Origin of the sequence: Amycolatopsis sp. NBC_00345 (assembly GCF_036116635.1) — a bacterium.
GTDB lineage: Bacteria > Actinomycetota > Actinomycetes > Mycobacteriales > Pseudonocardiaceae > Amycolatopsis.
Map to the genome: position 1 here is coordinate 4,229,298 of NZ_CP107995.1, position 22,499 is coordinate 4,251,796.

The 22,499-nt window shown below is 68.0% G+C and carries 15 protein-coding genes; 8 read left to right on the forward strand and 7 right to left on the reverse strand.

Annotated features, from left to right (window positions below; all coding sequences use genetic code 11):
- Positions 1 to 54: 54 nt before the first annotated feature.
- A complete protein-coding gene (locus tag OG943_RS18550; RefSeq protein ID WP_328611039.1) occupies positions 55 to 1,713 on the reverse strand; it encodes a TIGR04141 family sporadically distributed protein in 1,659 nt (552 codons plus the stop codon).
- Positions 1,714 to 2,312: 599 nt separating this feature from the next.
- Here OG943_RS18550 and OG943_RS18555 point away from each other — a divergent pair.
- On the forward strand, positions 2,313 to 5,420 hold the full coding sequence (locus OG943_RS18555) for a BTAD domain-containing putative transcriptional regulator (RefSeq protein WP_328611040.1): 3,108 nt from the start codon (positions 2,313 to 2,315) through the stop codon (positions 5,418 to 5,420).
- A 272-nt stretch (positions 5,421 to 5,692) separates the two neighbouring features.
- Here the strand turns inward: OG943_RS18555 and OG943_RS18560 are convergent, their stop codons facing one another.
- The 5 genes from OG943_RS18560 to OG943_RS18580 form a co-directional block, all read right to left on the reverse strand.
- Positions 5,693 to 8,836 (reverse strand): ATP-binding protein, encoded by a 3,144-nt coding sequence (locus OG943_RS18560; RefSeq protein ID WP_328611041.1) that lies wholly within the window; start codon positions 8,834 to 8,836, stop codon positions 5,693 to 5,695.
- Positions 8,836 to 9,435 (reverse strand): hypothetical protein, encoded by a 600-nt coding sequence (locus tag OG943_RS18565; protein ID WP_328611042.1) that lies wholly within the window; start codon positions 9,433 to 9,435, stop codon positions 8,836 to 8,838. Before OG943_RS18565 ends, OG943_RS18560 begins: the two co-directional genes overlap by 1 nt.
- A 40-nt stretch (positions 9,436 to 9,475) precedes the next feature.
- Positions 9,476 to 10,570: a hypothetical protein gene (locus OG943_RS18570; RefSeq protein ID WP_328611043.1), complete on the reverse strand. Its 1,095-nt coding sequence runs from the start codon at positions 10,568 to 10,570 to the stop codon at positions 9,476 to 9,478.
- Complete coding sequence (locus tag OG943_RS18575; RefSeq protein WP_328611044.1) at positions 10,560 to 11,090, reverse strand: DUF4365 domain-containing protein; 531 nt, start codon at positions 11,088 to 11,090, stop codon at positions 10,560 to 10,562. Before OG943_RS18575 ends, OG943_RS18570 begins: the two co-directional genes overlap by 11 nt.
- A 316-nt stretch (positions 11,091 to 11,406) precedes the next feature.
- Positions 11,407 to 12,195, reverse strand: a complete 789-nt coding sequence (locus OG943_RS18580; RefSeq protein WP_328611045.1) for a DUF1684 domain-containing protein — start codon at positions 12,193 to 12,195, stop codon at positions 11,407 to 11,409.
- 138 nt (positions 12,196 to 12,333) lie between these two features.
- Between OG943_RS18580 and OG943_RS18585 the strand changes: the two genes are divergently transcribed.
- From OG943_RS18585 to OG943_RS18610, 6 genes are all read left to right on the forward strand, one after another.
- On the forward strand, positions 12,334 to 13,191 hold the full coding sequence (locus OG943_RS18585; RefSeq protein WP_328611046.1) for an HIRAN domain-containing protein: 858 nt from the start codon (positions 12,334 to 12,336) through the stop codon (positions 13,189 to 13,191).
- An 80-nt stretch (positions 13,192 to 13,271) separates the two neighbouring features.
- The gene (rnhA, locus tag OG943_RS18590; RefSeq protein ID WP_328611047.1) at positions 13,272 to 13,751 is read left to right on the forward strand and encodes a ribonuclease HI; all 480 of its coding nucleotides are present in this window, start codon (positions 13,272 to 13,274) and stop codon (positions 13,749 to 13,751) included.
- Positions 13,752 to 14,064: 313 nt separating this feature from the next.
- Complete coding sequence (locus OG943_RS18595) at positions 14,065 to 14,442, forward strand: DUF1801 domain-containing protein (RefSeq protein ID WP_328611048.1); 378 nt, start codon at positions 14,065 to 14,067, stop codon at positions 14,440 to 14,442.
- Complete coding sequence (locus OG943_RS18600; RefSeq protein ID WP_328611049.1) at positions 14,439 to 14,813, forward strand: YchJ family protein; 375 nt, start codon at positions 14,439 to 14,441, stop codon at positions 14,811 to 14,813. The genes OG943_RS18595 and OG943_RS18600 overlap by 4 nt, the downstream gene beginning before the upstream one ends.
- Positions 14,814 to 14,835: 22 nt before the next feature.
- On the forward strand, positions 14,836 to 16,083 hold the full coding sequence (locus tag OG943_RS18605; protein WP_328611050.1) for a hypothetical protein: 1,248 nt from the start codon (positions 14,836 to 14,838) through the stop codon (positions 16,081 to 16,083).
- A 111-nt stretch (positions 16,084 to 16,194) separates the two neighbouring features.
- The gene (locus OG943_RS18610; RefSeq protein ID WP_328611051.1) at positions 16,195 to 18,894 is read left to right on the forward strand and encodes a glycoside hydrolase family 2 protein; all 2,700 of its coding nucleotides are present in this window, start codon (positions 16,195 to 16,197) and stop codon (positions 18,892 to 18,894) included.
- A 222-nt stretch (positions 18,895 to 19,116) separates the two neighbouring features.
- On the opposite strand, the gene OG943_RS18615 is transcribed toward OG943_RS18610, so the two are convergent.
- Positions 19,117 to 20,535 (reverse strand): carboxylesterase/lipase family protein, encoded by a 1,419-nt coding sequence (locus tag OG943_RS18615; protein ID WP_328612093.1) that lies wholly within the window; start codon positions 20,533 to 20,535, stop codon positions 19,117 to 19,119.
- Positions 20,536 to 20,619: 84 nt separating this feature from the next.
- On the opposite strand from OG943_RS18615, the gene OG943_RS18620 reads away from it, so the two are divergent.
- On the forward strand, positions 20,620 to 22,497 hold the full coding sequence (locus tag OG943_RS18620; RefSeq protein WP_328611052.1) for a Na+/H+ antiporter: 1,878 nt from the start codon (positions 20,620 to 20,622) through the stop codon (positions 22,495 to 22,497).
- Positions 22,498 to 22,499 lie beyond the last annotated feature (2 nt).

Consider the following 22,499-nt stretch of genomic DNA (forward strand, 5'->3'; position numbering starts at 1 on the left):
CAAGTCGTCAGCTGTCGTCAGAACTCGAGGCGATCAGCCCTCGGCACCTACCGATCACGCGGCAGTACGCAGTCGTTTTGCTTCAGCCTTGGCCATGAACGGGATCTCGGCGAACGTGAGCTTGGTTCGAAGGTGACGGCTCTCGCGCTCAAGACGAAGCAGCCCGATCTGCGACATCGTGAAGAGCTGGTCCACGTCCCACGCACGGCCAGCGATCGCCAACACGATGCCCGACGGCTCGGTTCGGAGCCGCGTACCGTCGATTTCAGACACCTTGGCATTCAGCTGCTGCAGGGCCTCCGGCTCCTCCCTCAGCGACCAAGCAGCCGTACTCGCCTGTGTGTAGAGGTGGCTAGCCGCCGTCGCGCGCCCGAGCCACTTGATGTGCACAAGTTCGTCGCCCGGCCCGACTACATCACACAGCTCAAACCGCGGGTGGAACGGAGTCCGGGCCAGATTCCTGTCGAGGCACACGTAGCCCGGCTGCTTCGCGACCAGTTCGCAGTAGCGGTGCTCATCATCCCGCTTGCTCGTAGGCACCCACAGCGGGAATGTGAGGTCTGCACGGTGAGTGAGCAGGTCGGCGACCTGTGATCGAATCTGCTCGAGGTATCCGTCGCCGATGCGGTACCAATCACCCTGGTGGTAGCAGTACTTCGCACCGTCGACCGAGGCTTCGAACGCGAACCACTTCCGCAGAGGCGTCACCAGCCCCGTTTCTTCGACACCTTCGTCGTCCGCGCAGACGAATACGCGTCCGTTGCGCAGTACTTTGACTCGACGTGCCTGATCGATACTGGCGAAACGATTTGCCAGGACGGTCAAGTCGTCGTCGGGAGTGAACACCACCGGTCCGCCGCGCCCGAACTGCTCAACCCTGAACGACCCGGCCGCTTCGACGTCACGAGTGACGGCAGACGGCCACGCCAAGCCGAAGGGGCCGGCGAACTGGTCGCCTCCCAGAGCCCTGGCCAGCAATCCCTCGAGCTGATCGATGAGCCGGCGGTTGCTCTTGTCCACCCGACGCACCTGAGCAAGCACACGCAATGCCGAGTGCTCGTCCGGTTCGTCGACGATCGTTGTCAGCGCGTTCAAATCCCTGAGCAAGGACCCCGGGGAGCTCGGCAACGGCACCGACAGTGAATTCCCGGCCCGGATCTGGTGGAAACGATGAGTTTCAACCTCGTAGGTGAGGCCGTCGAGGGCGGCCGGCCCTGACACTCGGGTCACGACCTCGCCGTAGGGCTCGATGCCGAAGCCACCGAGGTCACTGCCGCCGGGGAGCGACGTCAACGTAGACCGCGCCGAAGCGTCAAGCGCCGCACTGAAGACGGAGCCGATCCGCTCGGCGTTGAGCCTCCGGATCCCGAACAGCAGACCGAAGGCCTGATCGATCAGTTCGTCTTCGATCAACTGGTACCCGGATCCCCACGTCAGCGCGTAAGTCCAGTCGCCTACGGGCAAGAGAAGTACCGCATACGGCTGACTACCGGGCATGTCGAGCCGGTAGCCAGTGAGAGATTCGACGTGGACGGACCAGGTCGGTCGTTCTGATCGGCGGGTACCGACGACCAAGTGCCCGACGACATCTCCGACCTCGACCGGGGCGTCGTACTCGACGCCATCGGTGGATGACAGCAGGCATTGGGCCAGTTTTCGGCCGCCTTCAAGGCGGTAGACCGTCGTCTGACGGCAAGTGGTGCGCAGTGGCATGATCTTCTTCCCGAAACAACAGGGCTCGGGCATCGTCGTGTAAATCAGTACTGGCGCATCACGCGCATCAGTCCTAAGCTCACGACGATCCCTAGCTTGAGCAACTTGGTGTGGTTCAGCTATTCAGTTGGGACGTCACGCGGCTCCTTGTTGGCGCAAGGAGCCGCGTACCCCGCTCATGACGCGTGGCGCATCTTCAGGATGAGCCCGCCGGAGCCGTTACCGTTGGGTAGCGAGTTCTTAGACGGTGAGCGGCGTCACCCTAACGACGAGCGGTTGCCACCTGCGGTTAAACCAGTCAGTGGCATACCGCCCGAGACCTGTCACTGCGCGTCGCGATCGATCTTCAAGTTTCACTGGAAGTAGTGAACCTTCTAAGAAGGCTCGGCCAGCTCGCGGACCGCACTAGACAGGCTCGAGGATTCCGACACAGCTTGGACCGTCCTTCCGCGATGATGTAGGGCAGCGGCCCGTCCCCCTACAACGGGCCGCCACGGACAACAATGCGCGACGACGCGGGAACGAAGCTGTCGCAAACCTGGAATGCCCTGGTCGAAGCTCGGCAAGTAGCCCAAAGACGAAGGAGGACACGCACAGCCATGCCCGTGGCGTTCCGCATCCTCGGTGACACTGAGGTGCTCATCGACGGCGAACAGAGGGCCATCGGCCACTCTCGCCAGCGCAACGTCCTGATCGCGCTACTGGCCGACGCGAACCACGCGGTCACCGTTGAGCAACTGGTCGAGCGAGTGTGGGGCGAAGGCGCTCCCCACCGGCCTGTCAGCACCCTCTACACCTATGTCTCCCGCCTACGGCGAGCGTTGGCAGGCATTGACGAGATCGCAATCGCAAAACAAGGCGGCGGGTATGTACTTCGAGTCGATCCGATGTGCGTGGACCTACATGTCTTTCAAAGCCTCGTAGCCAAGGCCGCCGTCAGCGACGACGTCAGCAGGTTGGCGTTGCTCGACCAGGCACTGGCACTCTGGCGGGGTCCGATGCCGGATGGTCCGGACACGACGTGGTTCGTCGAGCTGCGCGAACATGCGCACCGCCAACGCTGGACGGCGACGTTGGACCGCACTGACCTGGCCCTGCGTGGTCATGGCCAGACTGTCTCGCTTCCAGACCTCACCATGCTGGTCCAGAAGCATCCAGTGGACGAACGCCTCGCCGGGCAGTTCATGATCGCCCTCGACCAAAGCGGAAACCGAGGCCACGCTCTTCAGCATTACGTGCAGATCCGTCGCCATCTTGCCGACGAGCTCGGAGTGGATCCGAGTCCTGCCCTTCAAGCAATCCATCAGACGATCTTGACCCGCGAGGTCGAACACGCGGCCACTCGGCCGATCTCGACAGAGCCTGCCCCATCGGCCGTCACAGCGCGGATGCTTCCGGCCCAACCGCGGTCGTTCACCGGCCGCGAAGACCAGATCCGTCAATTGTTGCGCGACGTGACACCCGATCATCGCGGAACCGACGACGTCTCCCCGTCAGGGATCTGCGCTATCGACGGTATGGCCGGAATAGGCAAGACCGCGCTCGCTTTGCACGTAGCCCATCGTGTAGCCGACCAGTTTCCCGACGGGCAGTTCTTCCTCGACCTCCAGGCCCACACGCCTGGCCAAGTTCCCCTCGATCGCGATGATGCTCTGTCTCTCCTGCTAACTGCCGCAGGGGTCGATCCGAGCGCAATCCCGGTCGATCTCGCCGCACGTTCCGCGCTTTGGCGAGACATCACGGCCAAAAAGGCCGTACTGATCGTCTTGGACAACGCAGCCGATCACGACCACGTTCGCCCCTTGCTACCGGACTCTCCGCGGTCGTTGATTCTGATCACCAGTCGCCGCCGCCTCGAAGCGATCCAGGACACTGAGTCACTGTCTCTAGCCGTACTGCCACCCGTCGAAGCTCAGGACTTGTTCGTTCGTGTCTCCAGAACGTGCGAGGAACGCCCCGAATTGGTCGAAGCACTGACAGAGCTCTGCGGACGCCTCCCGCTGGCCATCACCCTGCTGGCCGGCCGGCTGCGGCACCACCAGTCGTGGACGTTGCAATACCTCTTCGACAAGGTCACCAACACTCGAGACCGACTCACTGAACTGCGAGCAGAGAACCTGGGCGTGGCAACCGCCTTCGACCTGTCCTATCAGAACCTGCCCGCCGACCTCCAGCGCCTGTTCCGCCTACTGGGAAACCACCCGGGGCCTGACATCGATGTCCATGCGGCCTCGGCTCTCAACGGTTGCGAGGCGGCGACGACAACCGAACAACTCGACGCGCTCTACACACACCACCTGATCGAAGAACCGACTCCAGGCCGATACCGATGCCACGACCTCGTCCGCCACTACGCCCGCACGCTGGCGATCAGCGACGACACGGCCGAAGACCGCGACCACACCCTCGCCCGACTGACCGCCTACTACCTGCATACTTGTGTTGCCGCGAACTTGTACCTGCCCCAATCGCTGACACCGCTGCCGGTCCCCGCCAATCCAGCCAATCTGACAACTCGGACCTTCACCAACGCTCCCGACGCCTACCGCTGGCTGGAAGGCGACTACCCCAACGCTGCAGCCTGCGTCACTCATCCCTCGGCCCGAAACAACATTCGTGACACCATCGCATTGTCAGGCGCAGTTTTTCCCTACCTCCGACTTCGTGGCTTCTGGCATCTCGCACTCACAGTGAACCAGTCAGCCCTCGCTACTGCGCGTGCCGTCCAGGATCGCCGCAGTGAAGCGCTGGTGCTGAGCCGCCTAGGGCATAACCAGGTCCTGACCGATGATTACCCCAGCGCAACGCAAAATTTTCTGCAAGCGCACGAGATCTTCATTCACATCAAGGATCTCGCTGGTCAGGCCGTTGCCCTGCACCACCTGGGAAGCATGCGTTACCTCACCGATGACGTGCTGGGTTCGGCTGAACTTTTGACTCAAGCACACACGCTTTATTCACAGGTCGGCGACCTTCGCGGCATGACCCAGACTCTGGTAGACCTCGGCCAGGTCCAATACCTGACCGGTGCATACGAAGCTGCCTTGGAGAACCTTCACTCAGCTTACGAGATGTCTTTCAGACTAAGCGATCGCGGTTGCCAATCGGCAGCTCTCAACAATCTCGGTCAAGTCCATTATCTCATCGGCCAACGAACCCTCGCAGCAGAGCAACTGGCGCAGGCCTACGTCATCTCACTCGATCTGGGAGACCGAATCGGACAAGCGCAAATCCTGGTAGACATCGGGCAGATCCACTACAGTGAAGGAAGATTCGACGAAGCGCTCACGACCCTCGACACTGCTAGAGCTATATTCGTTGAACTCAACAACAGGCTAGGTCACGCGCACAGTCTCTACCACATCGGAAAGATTCAGCACCAGCAAGGAGAATTGACGACCGCACGCACAAATCTCAACCAATCCCACGCATTCTATTTACACTTGAGAAACAACGTCGGCCTTGCTGAAGTCAACAATGAACTCGGGGAAATATCATCCAGCGAGCAGATCTTCCATGAGTCGCTCGACCATCATCGCGAAGCTTTGCACCTGGCGCAGCATTGTGGACTAAAGGCCGAAGAAGCGCGTGCGCTTCGAGGAATCGGCAAGTCCCTCACTGCATACGGAAACCACAAGGAAGCCGAGGAAATCCTCACTCGCGCTCACGTTATCCACGCGTCGCTGGGAACCGCCAGGGGGATATAACCTGATGCGCATACGAGTCCGCACAGGTCAGTGTCGCCACCCCGGCTTCAACCGCGACGAGCTTGAGCCACAGACACACTGCTGCCCCAGCGGCCCTGCGGACCCCTTGCGGTTCAGCGGGACACCACTCGGCGCGGAGCAGCCGAAGCTGGCCGAATGGCGCGAACGCGGCTGGTGAGCTGAACTGGTCGGGCAGGGGCCGCCTCCCTCCCGGGGGGACCCCGTTCGTCGGGGGCCGCAGCGCTGTGGTCCCCGACGGAGGCCGGTGAGCCCTAGAGCCGAGCCCGGTCGAGCACCTCCTCCGGCGTTAGCGGGCTGCGCGGGTGATGGCTCAGACAGAGCGGGGTCAGAACCTTCTGCATGCTGAAATTCTCCGCGGTGACATAGAACTCGCCCGACGACAGCCGGCCGAGGTCGTGGAGGTCGCGCCCCTTGCTGCGGGCCATTTCCCTCGTCGCCTCCAGGTGTGCCGGCGAGTTCTGGCGGCCGAAGAACTGCGTTGTCGCGTTGCCGGCCACCCGATTGTGCACGGCTTTCGGTGCCTGGGTGGCGAGAATCAGCCCCAGGCCGTACTTCCGCGCCTGCGACGCCAGCCGGATGCTGCTCTCGGTGCTGGGCGTCTTGCCCGCGGACGGGGCGAGGTCCTGCGCCTCGTCCATCACGAGCAACCCGCCCAGCGGGCGGTCGCCGGCCGGATGCCGTTTGATCCACGCGAACAGCTCCACCTGCAGCCGATTGACGAAGATCTGACGCTCCTGCAGCGAGGAGAGCGCGTCGAGATTGACCACCGAAACGCGGGCCTTCTTCCCGGCCGACGGCGCCAGCAGCTCCCCGGGGTCGACCGGATCGCTCGTACCCTCCAACGAGGGGTCGTTCACCTGCGCGGCCCGCAAGGTGTTCGCCAGATCGGCCGCGATCACGGCAGCGTTGTCCTGCGTGCTCACGCCGTCCGGCAGATCGGCCAGGACGGAGATGAACGCGTTCAGGTCCCGGCCCCCGGTCTTGCCGTAATACCGCAAGGATTCTTTGAGCACCGCCCGGCTCCGTATCATCTTCGCCGTGGTTCCCTCCACCCGCGCACTACGGGCCAGCAGGCTGACTCCCTCGCGGATCGCGAAGTCGAACTCATCGACATCGTCGCGCACTTCACCGAAATCAGGCAGGGGCGGGAAGGCCAGTGGGCGGCCGGTTCTCTTGCCCGGGGTCCACACGATCACCTCAGTGTCGTCGAGGTATCGCCGCGCCTTCTCGGCATCCCCCTGATGCCAGCTTTCCGGCACCTGCGGCCACGCATCGCCGAGACGCGTCAGGTCGTTGTTCGGATCGAGCACGATCGAGGAAACACCGAGGAGCGCGCACTCTTCGACAAGCCGGCGGATCAGCACCGTCTTACCCGTCCCGGAGCCCGCGAAGATCATCACGTGCTTCCGCAGCGATTCCAGCGGGATGCCGACCACAGCCTGATCAGCCACGAGTCTTCCCACCGGCACCATGGGCACACCGTCGTCAGGCTCGGCCGCCGGTTCCGGGAGCCCGGCCGCCTGCACGGCGGGAACATCGTCGAACGCCGTGTGCTCCCGCCGCGGCGTCTCCGGCAGGACCGTCGAGAACAGCTCGGTACCGGCGGACGGTTGCCTCGCCGCGAGCCAGTCGTACAGGCCGGGCCTCTTCTCCTCCAGCATCACCCGTAACGCGGAGAAGACCCGTAGGTCAGGCTCCGTCAGGGGCACTGACAGGCCACCGGCGTCGCTGAGCTGCTTGAGGTGCTCCTGAGTGGCCGCCCCCCGTGACCACGGGACGTTGCGGACGAGCACCAGCTTGCGATGCGGCAGCTGGATCCCGGACTCCTTGATTGCCTTCTTCAACCGGCTGACCGCCGCCCCGGGGTTGTTGCTGGCGACCGCGCGGAACGACCAGTGCTCCTCGGCCTCCTCTTCCGCGTCGATCGTCAGGCGAAGCCGGGCGTGCAGAAGCGCGGGCTGGGTCGTGGAGACCGGGTCCACCGACCACTCTTTCTCCGAACCTCGCTCCAACGTCCACGCGGTCAGCCCGGCCGAAAGCAGGCCCGGCACCAGCCGGTCCTCCATCGTCGCGTTGAGCGGATCGGTCACATCGGCGCCCCGCCTCAGCTCTTCGAACCGGTTGTCGAAGGGCGTCAGGTCGGCCGTGATCGGTACGGACAGCTCGCCGGAAAGGAAACCCCGGTCCGGCGGGCTCTCGACCGCTGCTTCGGCGAAGGCGGCCAGGTCGTGGATCTCCCCATTCCGCAGGCAGAATTCGACGTGCTGGTCGATGCGGTTCAAGATCTGGCGCGGGGTGTACTGCTGTACATCGGCGAAGGCCGACTCCCCCACCGGCCAGGTTTCGTGGGGCGGGACGAAGCCGATCCGCGAGAATGTGTGGGCCAGTCGGGAGAAGACGAGCTGTCGCCCGGTCCGGCGGTCGGGGATGCGGGAAAGCGGCTGTGACGGGAAAAACCGGTCCTTGACCGTATCGGGGGCTTTGTCCCTGATGGTGTCCCAGGTATGCGGCAGACAGGCGACGATCGTGAGCGTACGACGGGTTTCCTCGCGCAACTGCATGAGGCCGTTCGCGATCTCGCCGATCATCACGTCGACAGCCCCTTGCTTCCGGGATTTCTCCAGGCCGGCCGTCTCCTTGTCCGACATGGCAACGAGCGTGTCGATCTGGTCGACCGCGATGACACTCGGTCCGGTGAGCGAGAGCAGCTTCGACACTTCGGACACCACCTGCTGCGGGGTCGGTGGACGGGCGCGGAAGCCCCACCGCGTCCGTTCCTCGACGGCAAGTTCGGCAGGCGAAGTCAGATAGTCGCGGCCGATGGTGTTGAGCCCGGGGTGTGCGCAACCGAATAGCGCGAGCGCCCGGAACGTGTCCTGGCACTCCATCATCACCCGTCGGTCGAACCGCCGCAACGCGATGATGAGCTCGTCGAGGTTCTTCGGCTCCAACCGCTCTTCTCCGAGAAGCGGGGCGATCAGCAGCGACGGCACGCCAGCCTTGGTGACCAGCCGGTTGAGGAAGGTGCCCAGCTGGCTCTGTCCCTCTTCGCCGTCTTGGATCAGTCCCTTCTGCAGCGAGTCGACGATGGTCGACCAGAAGTCGTCGCAGCTGCCGAGGTTGCTCAGGAAGAAATAGCCCCCGCGCGTCCGCAGTTGCTGCCGGATCCAGCCGAGCAAATGGGTCTTTCCCGCCCCTTTACGACCGCGGAGCACCACACCGATCGGGCTCCGGCCGTTGCCGTCCCTGGCGTCACGAACGCCCTTGAGGATCATCGCCTGCGCGTCGGCGTTCAACGACCCGATGTGGACCGGCGGGTCGGTCCACACATCCTCCTGGGTGAGGGTCGTCTCGAAGTGCAGCTCCTTCAGCGCGTCCCGCTGCTCCGAATCCATCATTCCGCCATCGCGATCAGGTGGTTGTCCTCACCGCCGATTCGGACCGCGGCCGCACGATCGGCGGCAGTGAGAGTCTTCTGGTTGGACTCGGGTATGAGCGTGACATCCTTAGCGCCGTCGAGTGCGATCAGCACCTGATCGACTTCCTCGCGCGGGGCCTCACCCAGCATGGAACGCAGGTCGGTCAGGCTGACCCAGGCGCTCGGCTCATCGGCCAGCTCGTGGTATCCCTTGCGGATCAGTTCGGCAAGGTCGACGAAGACCTCGGTCACCCCGATCTTCCGGCGCTCGAAGAACGCGTCCAGCCGGGAGAAGACCAGATAGAGGACCCGCTCGAGCGGTCTGGCGTCTTCGGCGGCGCTCTCCGACAGCTCGTCTTGGCACCACCGCCAGCCACGATCGGTGAGGCTGTGGCGGAAGGCAGGCCCGACCTTCACACTCTCCACCAGTTGCTGCTCGTTCAGGCCGCGGCGGTCCGCTCCCACGAGTGTGAGGCCGCAGAGAGCGCGAAGCTCCGGGTTCGTCACGTCACGAGCCAGCGCCATCAGCGCGAACAGCACTTCACGCTGCGACAGCTTCAGCTTGTCCTCCGGCATTACGCCACTCCTTCTGCCTGTGTCGATGTCGAAGTACGGGTCAGTCGAGTACGTCGAAGCCCGTCGCGTCGGAGACGCGCAATTCGGTTCGCCTGCTGTGGATGGTCACGACACCCTCGACGCGGACACGACGCTCCTGGAGTTGCGCGCCCAGAGCGGCGTCGTAGACAGCGCGGTCGGGCAGCCGCACGTGGAGCACTCGTCGCGAGGTGCCGGCCAGTGGTGTATCGGCCCGGACGTCGATCGTCCATTGATCGCCGTCCGGCTGGTCGCGGTGCAGGGTTTCGATGAGGCCCGTCGCGGTGATGACGGGCTGGGTGTCCAGGGCCGGAGTCGCGGTATGGGGGAGCCTTTCGTCGGTCACGCGGAACTGGCGGAGCTTCTCGGCGGTCGCGCGGAAGCGGGGCCCGGCGTCCTCCTCGAATCGGTACGTCGCCTCCGGCACGTCTGACGGCAGGCTGCGTGACCAGCCGAAACCGATCTCGAACGGACGCGCTCCGGACTCGTCGGCCAGCTCGCCCAGCGCCTCACACAGAGCCGGCGACAGCGAGTCCGGTGACGGCTCTCTCTGGTCGCTCAGCAACGAAACCGCGCCGTGCAGCTCGCGGGTCACGAGCCGGCCCAGCGGCGGCCGCTGATCTTCCGGCGCGTCGAGCGGCACCCGGACCGGGATGATGTAGCTGCCGGGGCGGCCCGCGCCGATCTGGATCCCGGCCATGAACCGGTCGACGTCCGCCGTGCCGCCCCCGAAAACCGCGGGGTTCCGCTTGAAAACAGCACGAGTCGCCTCCAGGAAGGTGTCGCCGACGCCGGCGATGACACCGAGCGTCTGCTTCAAACTCGCGAAGCCGGAGGACGGTCCTGTCGGGAAGATCGTGAACTGCTGGGTGTCGGCCGGCGCGGAGCTGATCTCCTGGGCGATGTCATCCCGCGTACGGCCCTCCACCATGACGAGCACGTCGAGGATCTCCCGCACGCGCAACGCTCCATCGCCCATGCCGTCCCGGGCGGGGACCAGGACGTCGGCACCCTCGCGCGTCCAGATCGACGCACCGCGCCACTGGAGCGGGCGGAGCTGCCAGCCGGTTCCCCGCAGGTAGTCCGCGATATCCGAGACGCCGAGTTCAGCCCGCATGCGACGCCCCGTCGAGCGGCTGCACCGAGCAGACCAGCGCGCGCAGGCTGCGGACGGTCAGCACGTTGGCGACCGGCACCCGCACGGGGCGGCTGCGGTCGGGGCTCGGCTCGTCGACGGGGGCCTCGTCGCGGCCCGACCAGTAGTAGGCCAAGTGCCGGAAGAGCATTCCGTCCGTGCGGAATTCGGCGTACTCCTCGATTTCCTGCGGGACCCTGACCAGCACCAGATAGCGCGGGATGGTGAAGTCGTCGCCCGCGATCCGGTTGAATTGCACCTCTGTGATTCCGGCGAAGTCCCATTCCGCTGCGGATGGCACCTCGCGCGGGTCCGGCCACGCCCGAATCTGCACTTCGATACCCGGCGAAGCGACGCCGTTCACGCGGCCGGGGAAACGAATACCGAGGTCGATTCCGTCGCGCTCGAGGTTGTAGGCGCGCACGAACAGGCCGGCCGCGGAGGCGAGCGTGCGGACGTAGTCCTCGCCGAAATTACCGTGACGACCCAAGGCTTCCAGCACACAACCTCCCCCGGCTGTGATCATGAAGAGCGGCGGAGGAGAGCTTACGCGGCGGCCTATTGGCTGTCAGCGGCCGAAACCCGGATGGCCCACCGGCGGCAACGATCGAGAAACGAAACCAGGTGACGAACCACAACCTCATTCCGGGTACTGATTCCCGGACAGAACCGCGACAGAAACCGGAAAAGCGCAGGTCCGCCGGGTCGCGTCGGCCACGCACGCGACCCGGCGGAATGATCGACTTCACTCTTGACGCTTATTTACGGCGGGAATTGTCCCGCCCACGCGCGGACGGGAAATGGCACAATCGGCGGCTTTACCCGCGCTCGTACGGCACCTTCTCCCCCGCTTCCACCGCGAACGGCAGGCGGTTGCCCTCGGGCGGGAGCGGGCAGGTGGCGAAGTCCGTGAAGGCGCAGGGCAGGTTGACGGCGCGGTTGAAGTCCAGCGTGACCGTGCCGTCGGCGGACGGGGTGGCGACCGGGAGCGAACGGTTGGCCGCGTACGTCGTGACGCCGCTGGTGGCGTCGGTGAAGAGAATGCTGAGGCCGCCGTTCTTTCCGTTGAACGCGGTGAGCGTGTGCTCCTCGCCGCCAAGTGTGAAGCGGACCAAGCCGGGCGCGGTGTAGACGTGGCTGAGCCCTTCGACGACAGCGCCGACGGTCGTGGGCCGCGGCGAGTCGAACGGCTCGAACCGCGCCGTCACGACCCATTCCGGGTCCGGCTCGTACGACGGGACGCCGTGGAAGGCCCCCAGCACCGGCGCCTTCGGGTCGTGCACGCGGATCAGGTACCCGGACCGGCGGGCGATCTCGACCTCGAGGTCACCGGCCGTCACCCGGGTGCCGGCGCCGCTGTTGACCAGCTCGAACCGGCGCACGGCGGTGATCGGCTCGCCGTCGTGGACGAGTTCGCCCCCGCTCGGGTCGACGTACGCGGCGTCCGCGTCCTGCCACCAGCGGCCGGGCAGCCCGGCGTATTCGCGCGGGGCGTCCTCCAGCCAGTCGAGCGAAACGAGCGCCAGCCACCCGTACGGCTCAGCGAGGTCGGTTTCGCGCTGGGTCTTCCAGTCCTGCCACTCGCGGGCGAAGTCCACGGTCATCATGTGCCCCTTCCGTCGGCTCTGCTGCTGCCAGGGGAACGTCCGGGAGCGCGGGGCATTCCCGTTCCCAGCATGCGGGCACACCACTCGTAACGGACCGCGTCCGGCGGGCGACTACCTGGCGCTACCAGGAGGTCGACGATGTGGTCGCTGTTCACCAAGAAGGCACCGGCGGTGGCCGCGCCACCACGGCCGGCGGCCGTGCGGACGCCACCGCCACCGCCGCGGAACGCGCCGAAGTACCTGCCCTTGCCGGACGACGGACGGTTCCCGGTCGCCGGGGAATCGCACTACCAGCCGGCCCTGTTCGCGGCTGCGCGTGGCCAGGTCGCGGGCCAGGAATTCGACGAGCACCTCCCCGTCACGGCGGCGCTCACACCCGAGCCCGAGAACGAGTGGGACCACCAAGCCGTACGCGTCGACGTCCTGGTCGGCGGGCGGCCGTTGAAGGTCGGCTACCTGCCACGGGAACTCGCCGCCGAGTACCAGCCTTCGCTGCTCACTCTGCGGGAACGCGGTCTCGTGGGCACGTGCGCCGCGCGGATCACCGGCGGCGGCGAGAGGTTCTACGGCATCTACCTGCACCTCTCCCGGCCGCGCGATCTGCAGGTCGCGCTCGGGCTCGCGGAACCGTTCGTCGCCCGCCGGACGGAGGGCGCCGTCCTGCTGCGCAACGACTGGTCGTGCACGGTGACCCAAGAGCACGCGCACCAGGACGTGCTGGCGCGCTACGCAGCGGCTCCCGGCGACGAACCGCGGGCCGTGATCGCGTCCCTTTCCTTCTGCCGCATCGAAAGCGGGAAGTACCGCGGGCAGGAGGCGATCGAGGTCCGGCTGGACGGGGTGCGCGTCGGCCAGCTGACCCACGCCATGTCCCAGCGGTACGGTGACCAGGTGCGGGCGCTGGCCGGCCAGGGGCTCGCAGTCACGTGTGAAGCGTTCACGATCAGGACCGCCAAGGGCGTCGAGGTCGAACTGCGCATGCCGCCGGGCCGGTGAACCGATCGCGCGGGGTGCGGCCGCGGGCCATGCGGCCGAGCCTCCGCGGCTTCCGCCGGCCGGATCGGTAGGGTCGCCGCGTGGCGGAGGACAACGAACAGGCCGTGGAGATCTACACCGACGGCGCCTGCAGCGGCAATCCCGGACCCGGCGGCTGGGGCGCGTACCTGCGGTACGGCCGGCACGAGCGCGAGCTGTACGGCGGCGAGACCACGGTGACCACCAACAACCGCATGGAGCTGATGGCGCCGATCCAGGCGCTGGAGAGCCTCAAGCGCCCGTCGGTGGTGCGGATCTACACCGACAGCACCTACGTGCGCAACGGCATCACGCAATGGGTGGCCCGCTGGAAGAAGAACGGCTGGCAGACCCAGGCCAAGCAGCCCGTGAAGAACGCCGACCTCTGGCAGCGCCTCGAATCCGCAGGCGAGCGCCACCAGGTCGAGTGGCTGTGGGTCAAGGGGCACGCGGGCCTGCCGGAGAACGAGAAGGCGGACCAGCTCGCCGTGCGCGGCGCGAAGGAAGCCGCCGAGTCCGGGGTACGGCGCGCCCGGGCGTGATCCTGGCCGGACCAGCCTGACCTCGGCCACTGAGCCCGGGGACCGACGCGCTCGCGTGTGACCTCCGAAGTGCGCCCTACCCGGGCATGATCGTGGCCGGACCAGCCTGACCTCAGCAGCCTGGGACCGGCGCGCTCGCGTATGACCCCGAAGCCGCGCCCCGCCCAGGCGCGCCCCAGCCCGGGCACATCCCCAAGCCCACCGCACCCGAGTCGATCCCCGTCTACCTCGCGCCCACCGACAATTTTTTTTGTCTTGACAACCACAACCTTCGGCAAGCAAGCTGAACGCACCCGAAGGAAGGATCACCAAAATGCCGAAGCACACCACCGTCGCCGAGTACGTCGCCGCGCAGCCAGACGGGCTGCGGGACGTGCTGGAGCAGCTCATCCCCCTCGTCGACGCGGCGATGGGCGGGGCCGGGGCGCTCTGGCACGGGGCACCAACCTGGAGCGCGGGCGCCGCGCCGGGCAAGAGCCCGGTCTGCATGACCAAGGCGTACAGCTCGTACATCGCCTTCACGTTCTGGCGCGGGCAACTGCTCGGCGACACCAAGGGCGGCATCCAGCTCGAACCCGGCGCGCGCGAGATGGCGCACGTGAAGCTCCGCAGCCTCGACGACATCGATCCCGCGTTGTTCGCCACCTGGATCGCCCGCGCGAAGGAGCTGGAGACACAATCGGTCGTGTGAGCACCTCCTGCCCCTGCGGCCTCGGCGAGCCGTACGACCTCTGCTGCGGCCGGTTCCACGACGGAAGCCGGCCCGCGCCCACCGCCGAGCTGCTGATGCGTTCGCGTTACTGCGCGTTCGCCGTCGGGGATACCGCGTACCTGCTCGAAACCTGGCACCCGACGACCCGGCCGAAGCGGCTGCGGCTGGACGACGGGCAGAAGTGGACCGGGCTGGAGATCATCGGCCGCACCGGCGGCGGGCTGCTGCAGAACGAGGGCACCGTCGAGTTCCGCGCGCACTACCGGCTCCAGGGCCGGTCCGACGCGCAGCACGAGAACAGCCGCTTCGTCCGCGAAGCAAGTCGCTGGTTTTACCTCGACGCGCTCTGAAAGCGTGCTAAACAAAGCGGCGATGGGGAAACTGACCCGCCGCACCCGGGCCAAGGCGGACTACCTGACCTTCGTCGGCTCCGGTGAGTGGCCGGTCGCCGTGTCCGCGATCGGCGTGGTCCTCGGCGTCGTGACGGTGCTGCCCAGCGCGTTCGGCGTGGCGCTTTCGATCGTCGCGCTGGCACTGGGGATCGTGACGCTCGTGCGTGACGTCCGCCTGCTGCGCCGGCGCTGGGCCGGTTACGAGTTCACCGCCATCGCCGCCCCGTTCCCGACGGCCGAGCTGCCGCCGCCGCCCGCGTACCCGGGCGCGGAGTACCTCGCCGTGCCGGCCCGGGGTACCGCGCTGGTCAGCGCCGCGATCGACACCGCGCTGAGCGACGAGACCTTCGGCATCACCGTCGCCGAGGAGCCCTACCGGCTGCCGCCGAAGCTCAAGGCCACCGCGCCGCACGTCCTCCCGCTGCGTGCCCGCGGCCGCCTGCTGTTCAACGGCCCGATCGTCGGCATGCGCGGCGAACCACTGCCCGTCACGGGCGCGCGCCCGGCACCGATCGTGCTGCATCGCGCCCGGTTCTTCGACGCCGTCTGCTCCAACGAGCTCGCCTCGCTGCGGATCACCAGCGCCGGAACCGGTGAGGAGTACGACCTGCGCCGCGAGGAGCTGGCGGACTCCGCCGGCGCGCTGCGGACGCTGGCCGGCAGCTCGCTGGCCGAGCTCGTGGGCGTCTCGACGATCGCGTTCACCACCGACGGCAAGCTCGTCGCCGTCCGGCAGTCGGCGCGGAACTCGGTGAGCGGGCTGCTGCTCGCGCCGTCGGGCAGCGGTTCGCTGGAGCCGCGCGACCTGCGCACGGCCGACGGCGGCGAGCGGCGGCTCTTGCACACCGCCGTCGGCGCGGGCATGGAACGCGAGCTGCGCGAGGAATCCGGCGTACGCGCGGACGAGATCACTTCGACCCGTCTCACCGGCTTCGCGCGTTGGATGGAGCGCGGCGCGAAGCCGGAGTTCTTCGGCGTCACCACGCTGTCCGTCGACAGCACCACGCTGGCCGAGCGCCGTCCGCGCGGCGCGGAGCGGCTGTACAGCGCGGGCGTGACGATGCTGGACGTCGACCTTGCCGGGCTCGGCCGCGAACTCGAAGCCGGGACGGCGTTACCGGACGCCCTGCCCGCGCGGCTGCGCGACGACGGCTCCCTCCCGCTGTTGCTCTGCCTCCGCGCCGCGGCGCTCGCGCTGGTCAGGCAACCGGACAAAAAGACCCGTTGAGGGCTGTTCCGGGAGTGACCGGGCGGCTACTATCACCGGCAATCGTTAGGGAACTTTACTAACAATCGCCGCCCGTGATCCCCCGCCGCCAGTGCCCCAGGAGGAGCGCTCGTGACCCATCGCCGGCCGAAGATCCCCGTACGGCTGCTCGCCGTCGTGACACTCGCCGTCGCCGTGAGCGGCATAGCCGTTCCCGCCGCCACCTCCGCCGCCGGGCCCGAGCCGGCCCGCGCCGTCCTGTCCGTCGGCGCCGCGGCCGGGACAGCGGTCCCGGTCCCCGGCTACCTCATCCAGTCCTCGGCGCGGGTATCCGACGACGCCGCCGTCTCGAAACCCGGCTTCCCCGTCAAGGGCTGGTACCCGGTGGGCGCGCGCTCGACCGTCTACGCCGGGCTGCTGGCGAACGGGAAGTACCCCGACCCGTTCTACTCCACCGCCATGAAGAACGTGCCCACGGCGGACTTCAAGGTGCCCTGGTGGTACCGCACCGACCTGACCCTCGACGACCCGGCGCAGCGCACCTACCTCGACTTCAGCGGCGTGCTGTCCAAAGCGGACGTCTGGGTCAACGGCACCCGCGTCGCGACCAAGGAGCAGGTCAACGGCGCCTACACGCGGCACGACCTCGACGTCACCGCGCTCGTGCACGGCGGCACCAACAGCGTCGCGTTCAAGGTCTACCCGAACGACCCGGACAAGGACCTGTCGATGGGCTGGATCGACTGGGCGCAGACCCCGCCGGACCAGAACATGGGCATCGTGCGCGACGTGCTGGTACGCCGCGGCGGGCCGGTCGCGCTGCGCGGCGGGCACGTGGTCACCAAGCTGGCCGTGCCCGCGCTGGACCACGCCGGCCTGACCGTGAAGGCCGACGTCCGCAACGATTCCGCGAACGCGGTGCAGGCCATCGTGTCCGGCACCGTCGCCGGCCGTTCCCTCAGCCAGCCGGTTTCGCTGGCCGCACACGAGAAGAAGACCGTCACGTTCCCCGTGGTGGGGCTGGACAAGCCGGATGTCTGGTGGCCCGCGGGCATGGGCGGGCAGCCGCTGTACGACCTCGATCTGACCGCGAGCGTCGACGGCACCGCGTCGGACTCCGCGCACTCGCGCTTCGGCGTCCGTGACGTCCAGGCGCCGCTGAACTCCAGCGGTGGCAGGCAATACTCGGTCAACGGCCGCCCGCTGCTGATCAAGGGCGGCGGCTGGTCGCCGGACCTGCTGCTGCGGTGGAACCCGGTCCAGGTGGCGGACAAGCTGGCCTACGTCAAGGACCTCGGCCTCAACACCGTGCGGCTGGAGGGCCACATCGAGCCCGACGAGTTCTTCGACCTCGCCGACGCCATGGGCATCCTCACCATGCCCGGCTGGGAGTGCTGCGACAAGTGGGAGGGCCAGGTCAACGGCGACGAGAAGGGCGAGCCCTGGACCGAGGCCGACTACCCGGTCGCGAGCGCGTCGATGACCGCCGAGGCCGAGCGGCTGCGCGATCACCCGAGCGTGCTCTCGTTCCACATCGGCAGCGACTTCACCCCGGACGCCCGGATCGAGAAGGGCTACCTCGACGCGCTCGCGGCCGCGGACTGGCCCGCGCCGGTCGTCTCCGCGGCGTCGGCGAAATCCTCGCCGCAGCTGGGGAAGTCGGGCATGAAGATGAACGGCCCGTACGAATGGGTCCCGCCGGGCTACTGGTACGACAAGGCCCACGCCGACGGCGGCGGCGCGTGGAACTTCAACTCCGAGACCAGCGCGGGCCCCGACATCCCGACGATGGACACGCTGCGGCGGATGATGTCGGCGAGCGAGCTGGACACGCTGTGGAAGAACCCCGCGGCGCCGCAGTACCACCGCTCGCAGTCGGAGACCTTCGCGAACCTGAAGATCTTCGGCGACGCGCTCGCCGGCCGCTACGGCAAGCCGTCCGGCCTGGCCGACTTCGTGCGCAAGGCGCAGCTCGCGCAGTACGAGAACGTGCGCGCGGAGTTCGAGTCGCATTCCCGCAACTACACGGACGCCTCGAACCCGTCGACCGGGCTGATCTACTGGATGCTCAACAGCGGGTGGACGTCGCTGCACTGGCAGCTCTTCGACGCCTACCTCGACCAGAACGGCGCGTACTACGGCGCCAAGAAGGCCAACGAGCCGCTGCACATCCAGTACTCCTACGACACGAAGTCAGTGGTCGTGGTGAACTCGGACCACGCCGCGGCGGCGAACCTGACCGCGTCGGTGCAACTGTACAATGTGGACGGAACGCAGAAGTTCAGCCAGCGCAAGACCGGGCTGTCCGTGGCCGGTGACGGCGCCAAGGCCACGGCGCTCACGATCGGCGCGGTCAGCGGGCTCTCCCCGACGTACCTGGCGAAGCTGGTGCTCACCGACGCCGCGGGCAAGGAGGTGAGCCGCAACGTCTACTGGCTCTCCACCAAGCCCGACACCATCGACTGGGCGAACAACGACTGGTACTACGCGCCGACCACGTCGTACGCGGATCTCTCCGGTCTGAACAGCCTGCCTGCCGCCACTGTCGGCGCCACGGCGAATTCGGTGCCGAACGCGGACGGCACGACCACCACCACGGTCAAGCTGACCACCACCTCGTCCGGCAAGGCCCCGGCCTTCTCCGTCGACGCCCACGTGATCGGCGCCGACGGCGCCCCGGTGCTGCCGGTGCGCTGGACGGACAACGAGGTCAGCCTGTGGCCGGGCGAGTCCGTGACGCTGACGGCCACCTACCGCACCGCGGACCTCAAGGGCGCTGCCCCGCGGGTACGGGTGTCCGGCTGGAACACGGGGACGCAGACGGTCGGCTGAGTCTGGTGGCGGGGCGGGCTTCCTGGACGGAGGCCCGCCCTCGCCCGGGCCCGACCGGACCTGGCCGGGTCCGGGTCCGGGTCCGCAGAGCCGACCGCACCGGGCCCACCGCACCCCTGTCCGCAGCAGAGCGCGGCTCCGGCTGCTGCTCACCGATGCCAGTCGCTCTCCGATGCGACCATCGCCGCACAGCGCAGAAGCCGCAGAGACCAACGCCCAAGATCACTCCCCCTCCCACAACAACCGCTGCTCCCGATCCGGATCCGGCACCGTCCGGGTGACGTCGTCGAACACCCGGGTGATCCGGTGATCCGGCTCGTACCGGGGCCAGCCGGGATCGCCGGTGGTGACGAAGCCGAGCCAGGCCTCGAACATCTCCGTCGCCACCGTTTGCAGGCGCTTGGGGTCCGGCTTCTTCGCGGCGAACAGGAAACGCCAGTTCCGGTTGGCCACGTCGTCGAACATCAGCAGCAGGTCGAGGCCGTGCGGGGCGCCGAGGCCTCGGCCGCGTGGGGCGATCCGCCAGTCCAGCCGGTACATCCAGGCCGCGCCGCCCGCCGCGTGCTGGGTCTCGGCCAGGCGGATCGCGGGCAGCCACCAGTCGCCCGCGGTCAGGGCGCGGTTGCGGGCCTGGTCCTCGGGCCAGTCCGGCAGCAGCGCGCGGTACGCGGCGGTCATCCGTTCGATCGCGGCGGCGCCGAGCATCGTGGAGCCCGAGCCGAGCAGCTTCGCGCCGCCGCTCTGCAGCCAGGAGAACAGGTCCTGCTCGTCGGCCGTGGTGCCGGTCAGCACCCGGACGTCCCGCGCCGCCCCCTCGGCGACGGCCTCCCCCGGCCGCTCCGGCAGCAACGAGCCGTCGACGACCACGCGGTAGGTCACCAATGTGCCCGACGCGGCCGCGACCCGTTGCTGCGCCTCGAGAATCCTCGTCACCGGCAAGGTCGCGAGCGCTTCGGCCGGCGCGTCGAGATCCGCCAGCACCGCCGAAGCCACCGCGGCGCCCTCGGCCGGCGTGTGCACCACGGACCCGACGCCGGTGCCGCTCTGCACGATCGCCTGCCGGAACAGCCCGCGCGCGGCGGGCACGGCCAGCAGCGTGCCGACGGTCCGGCCGCCGTTCGACTGCCCGGCGAGGGTGACCCGCGCCGGGTCGCCGCCGAACGCCCCGGCGTTGTCCCGCACCCACTCCAGCGCGAGCACCTGGTCGCGCAGCGACAGGTTCCCGTCGGACACCCCCGGCAGGTGCAGCAGGCCGAGCACGCCCAGCCGGTACGCCACCGTCACCACCACGACACCGCGCCGCGCGTACGCCGACGGATCGAACTGGTGCGGCGCGCCCATCACCCCGCCGCCGCCGTGGATCCACACCAGCACCGGGTACGACCCGGGTTCGGCCGGCGCGTACACGTTCAGGTACAGGCAGTCCTCGTCACCGGTGAAACCGCGCCCGCTGAGCTCGGGCTGCGGCGCCCGCGCGGCGAACCTCGTGGCGTCACGAACACCCGCCCAGCCCAGCGCCGGGCGTGGCGCGCGGAAGCGCAGCCCGCCCACCGGTGGCTCGGCGTACGGCACACCGAGGAACACCGCTGTCCCGTTACGGGTCTCCCCTCGCACGGCCCCGCCGCGCACCTCGACTGTCATCACGCGGGCCAGCCTAATGATCACCACCGACAGTTCCGGGGCTCCCGCGAGCACGATCGCGAGGTTCCGGGTGATGATTACCCCGTGGAGATCGCGGCAGGGTTGGTCGGACTGGTCGTGACGGTTCTCCTCGTCACGGCGATCGCGCGGCGGCTGGACTGGTCGGCGCCCCTGTGCCTGGTGGCGGTGGGGGTCGCCGCCTCGTACGTGCCCGGGGTGCCGGAGTTCCAGCTCGACCCCGAGGTCGTGCTGCTCGGACTGCTGCCGCCACTGCTGTATTCGGCCTCCATCCAGACGTCGCTGATCGCGTTCCGCAAGCTGCGCGGGCCGATCGCGCTGCTGTCGGTGGGCCTGGTCGTGTTCACCACGTTCGGCGTCGGGCTGGTCACCTGGGCGGTGGTGCCCGGGCTGCCGCTGGCCGCCGGCATCGCGCTGGGCGCGGTGGTGGCGCCGCCGGACGCCGTGGCCGCGAGCGTCGTCGCCCGCCGGGTCGGCATGCCGCGCAAGCTGGTGCGGCTGCTGGAGGGCGAGAGCCTGTTCAACGACGCGGCCGCGCTGGTCGCCCTGCGCACGGCCATCGCGGCCGTCGCCGGCTCGGTCACGCTGTGGCAGGTCGGGCTCGACTTTCTGCTCGCCGCAGTCGGTGGCGCCGTGGTGGGCGGTGTGATCGGCGTGGTGGCGTCCTGGGTCCGGGCGCGGATGGACGATTCGGTCAGCGACACCGCGCTGTCGTTCGCCGTGCCGTTCGCCGCCTACCTGGCGGCCGAGGCGGTGCACGGCTCGGGGGTGCTGGCAGTGGTCGTCGCCGGGCTGATCCTGGGCCACCGGTCGCCGCGGATCCTGTCCGGCTCCTCACGGCTGGCGAGCAGGCTCAACTGGCAGACGGTGCAGTTCCTGCTGGAGAACATGGTCTTCCTGCTGATCGGCCTGCAGCTGCGCCGGATCCTCGCGGAAGTGGCGAAGAGCGGGCTGTCGTTCGCGCAGCTCGTGGGCATCTGCGCCGCGGTGCTGGGCACGACGATCGTGACGCGGGTGCTGTGGATGATCGGCATCGGCCTGTCCAAGCGGCTCAGCCACCGCCTGCACTCCCTGCGGACGAAGATCTGGCCGTGGCGCTACTCGGCGGTGATCGCGTGGGCCGGGATGCGCGGGGTGGTGACGCTCGCCGCCGCCTTCGTCCTGCCCGCCGACACCCCGCAGCGCGCGGTCCTCGTGCTGGCGGCGTTCGTGGTGGTGGCCGGCACCCTCGTGGTGCAGGGCATGTCACTGCCCCTGCTGGTCCGACGGCTGCGGCTGCCCCGGCCGGACCCGGCGGAGGACGCGCTGCAGGAGGCGGCCGTGCTCAACGACATGACCCGCGTGGCGCTGGCCCGGCTGGAGGAGCTGCGCACGCCCGACGACCCGCCCGAGGTGATCCAGCGGCTCCGGGACCGGCTGCAGTACCGCGCCGACTCGGCGTGGGAGCAGCTCGGACGGCAGAGCGCGCTCGCGGAGACGCCCAGCGACGCCTACCGCCGGTTGCGCGTGCAGCTGCTGGAGGTGGAGCGTGAGCAGTTCCTGAGCGCCCGCGACAACGGGACCGCCGACGACGACGTGTTGCGGCGGGTACTGGCCCGGCTCGACATCGAGGAATCGATGCTCGACCGCGATGAGGAGGGACCGCTGGTGGACGAACGTGAGCTGAGCACCCCGGCCGCCACCGCCGGCTCGTGCAAGCACCTTTCGCACGAGTGGAAGCCGGTCGAGCCGAGTACCGCCGACAGCTGCGCGGCGTGCGTCGAGGAGGGCACGACCTGGGTGCACCTGCGGATGTGCATCAAGTGCGGCAACGTCGCCTGCTGCGACTCCTCGCCGCGCAAGCACGCGACCCAGCACTTCCACGACAGCAGGCACCCGGTGATGCGCAGCTACGAGCCGGGTGAGACCTGGCGCTGGTGTTTTGTGGACCTGCAGCTGGGCTGAAA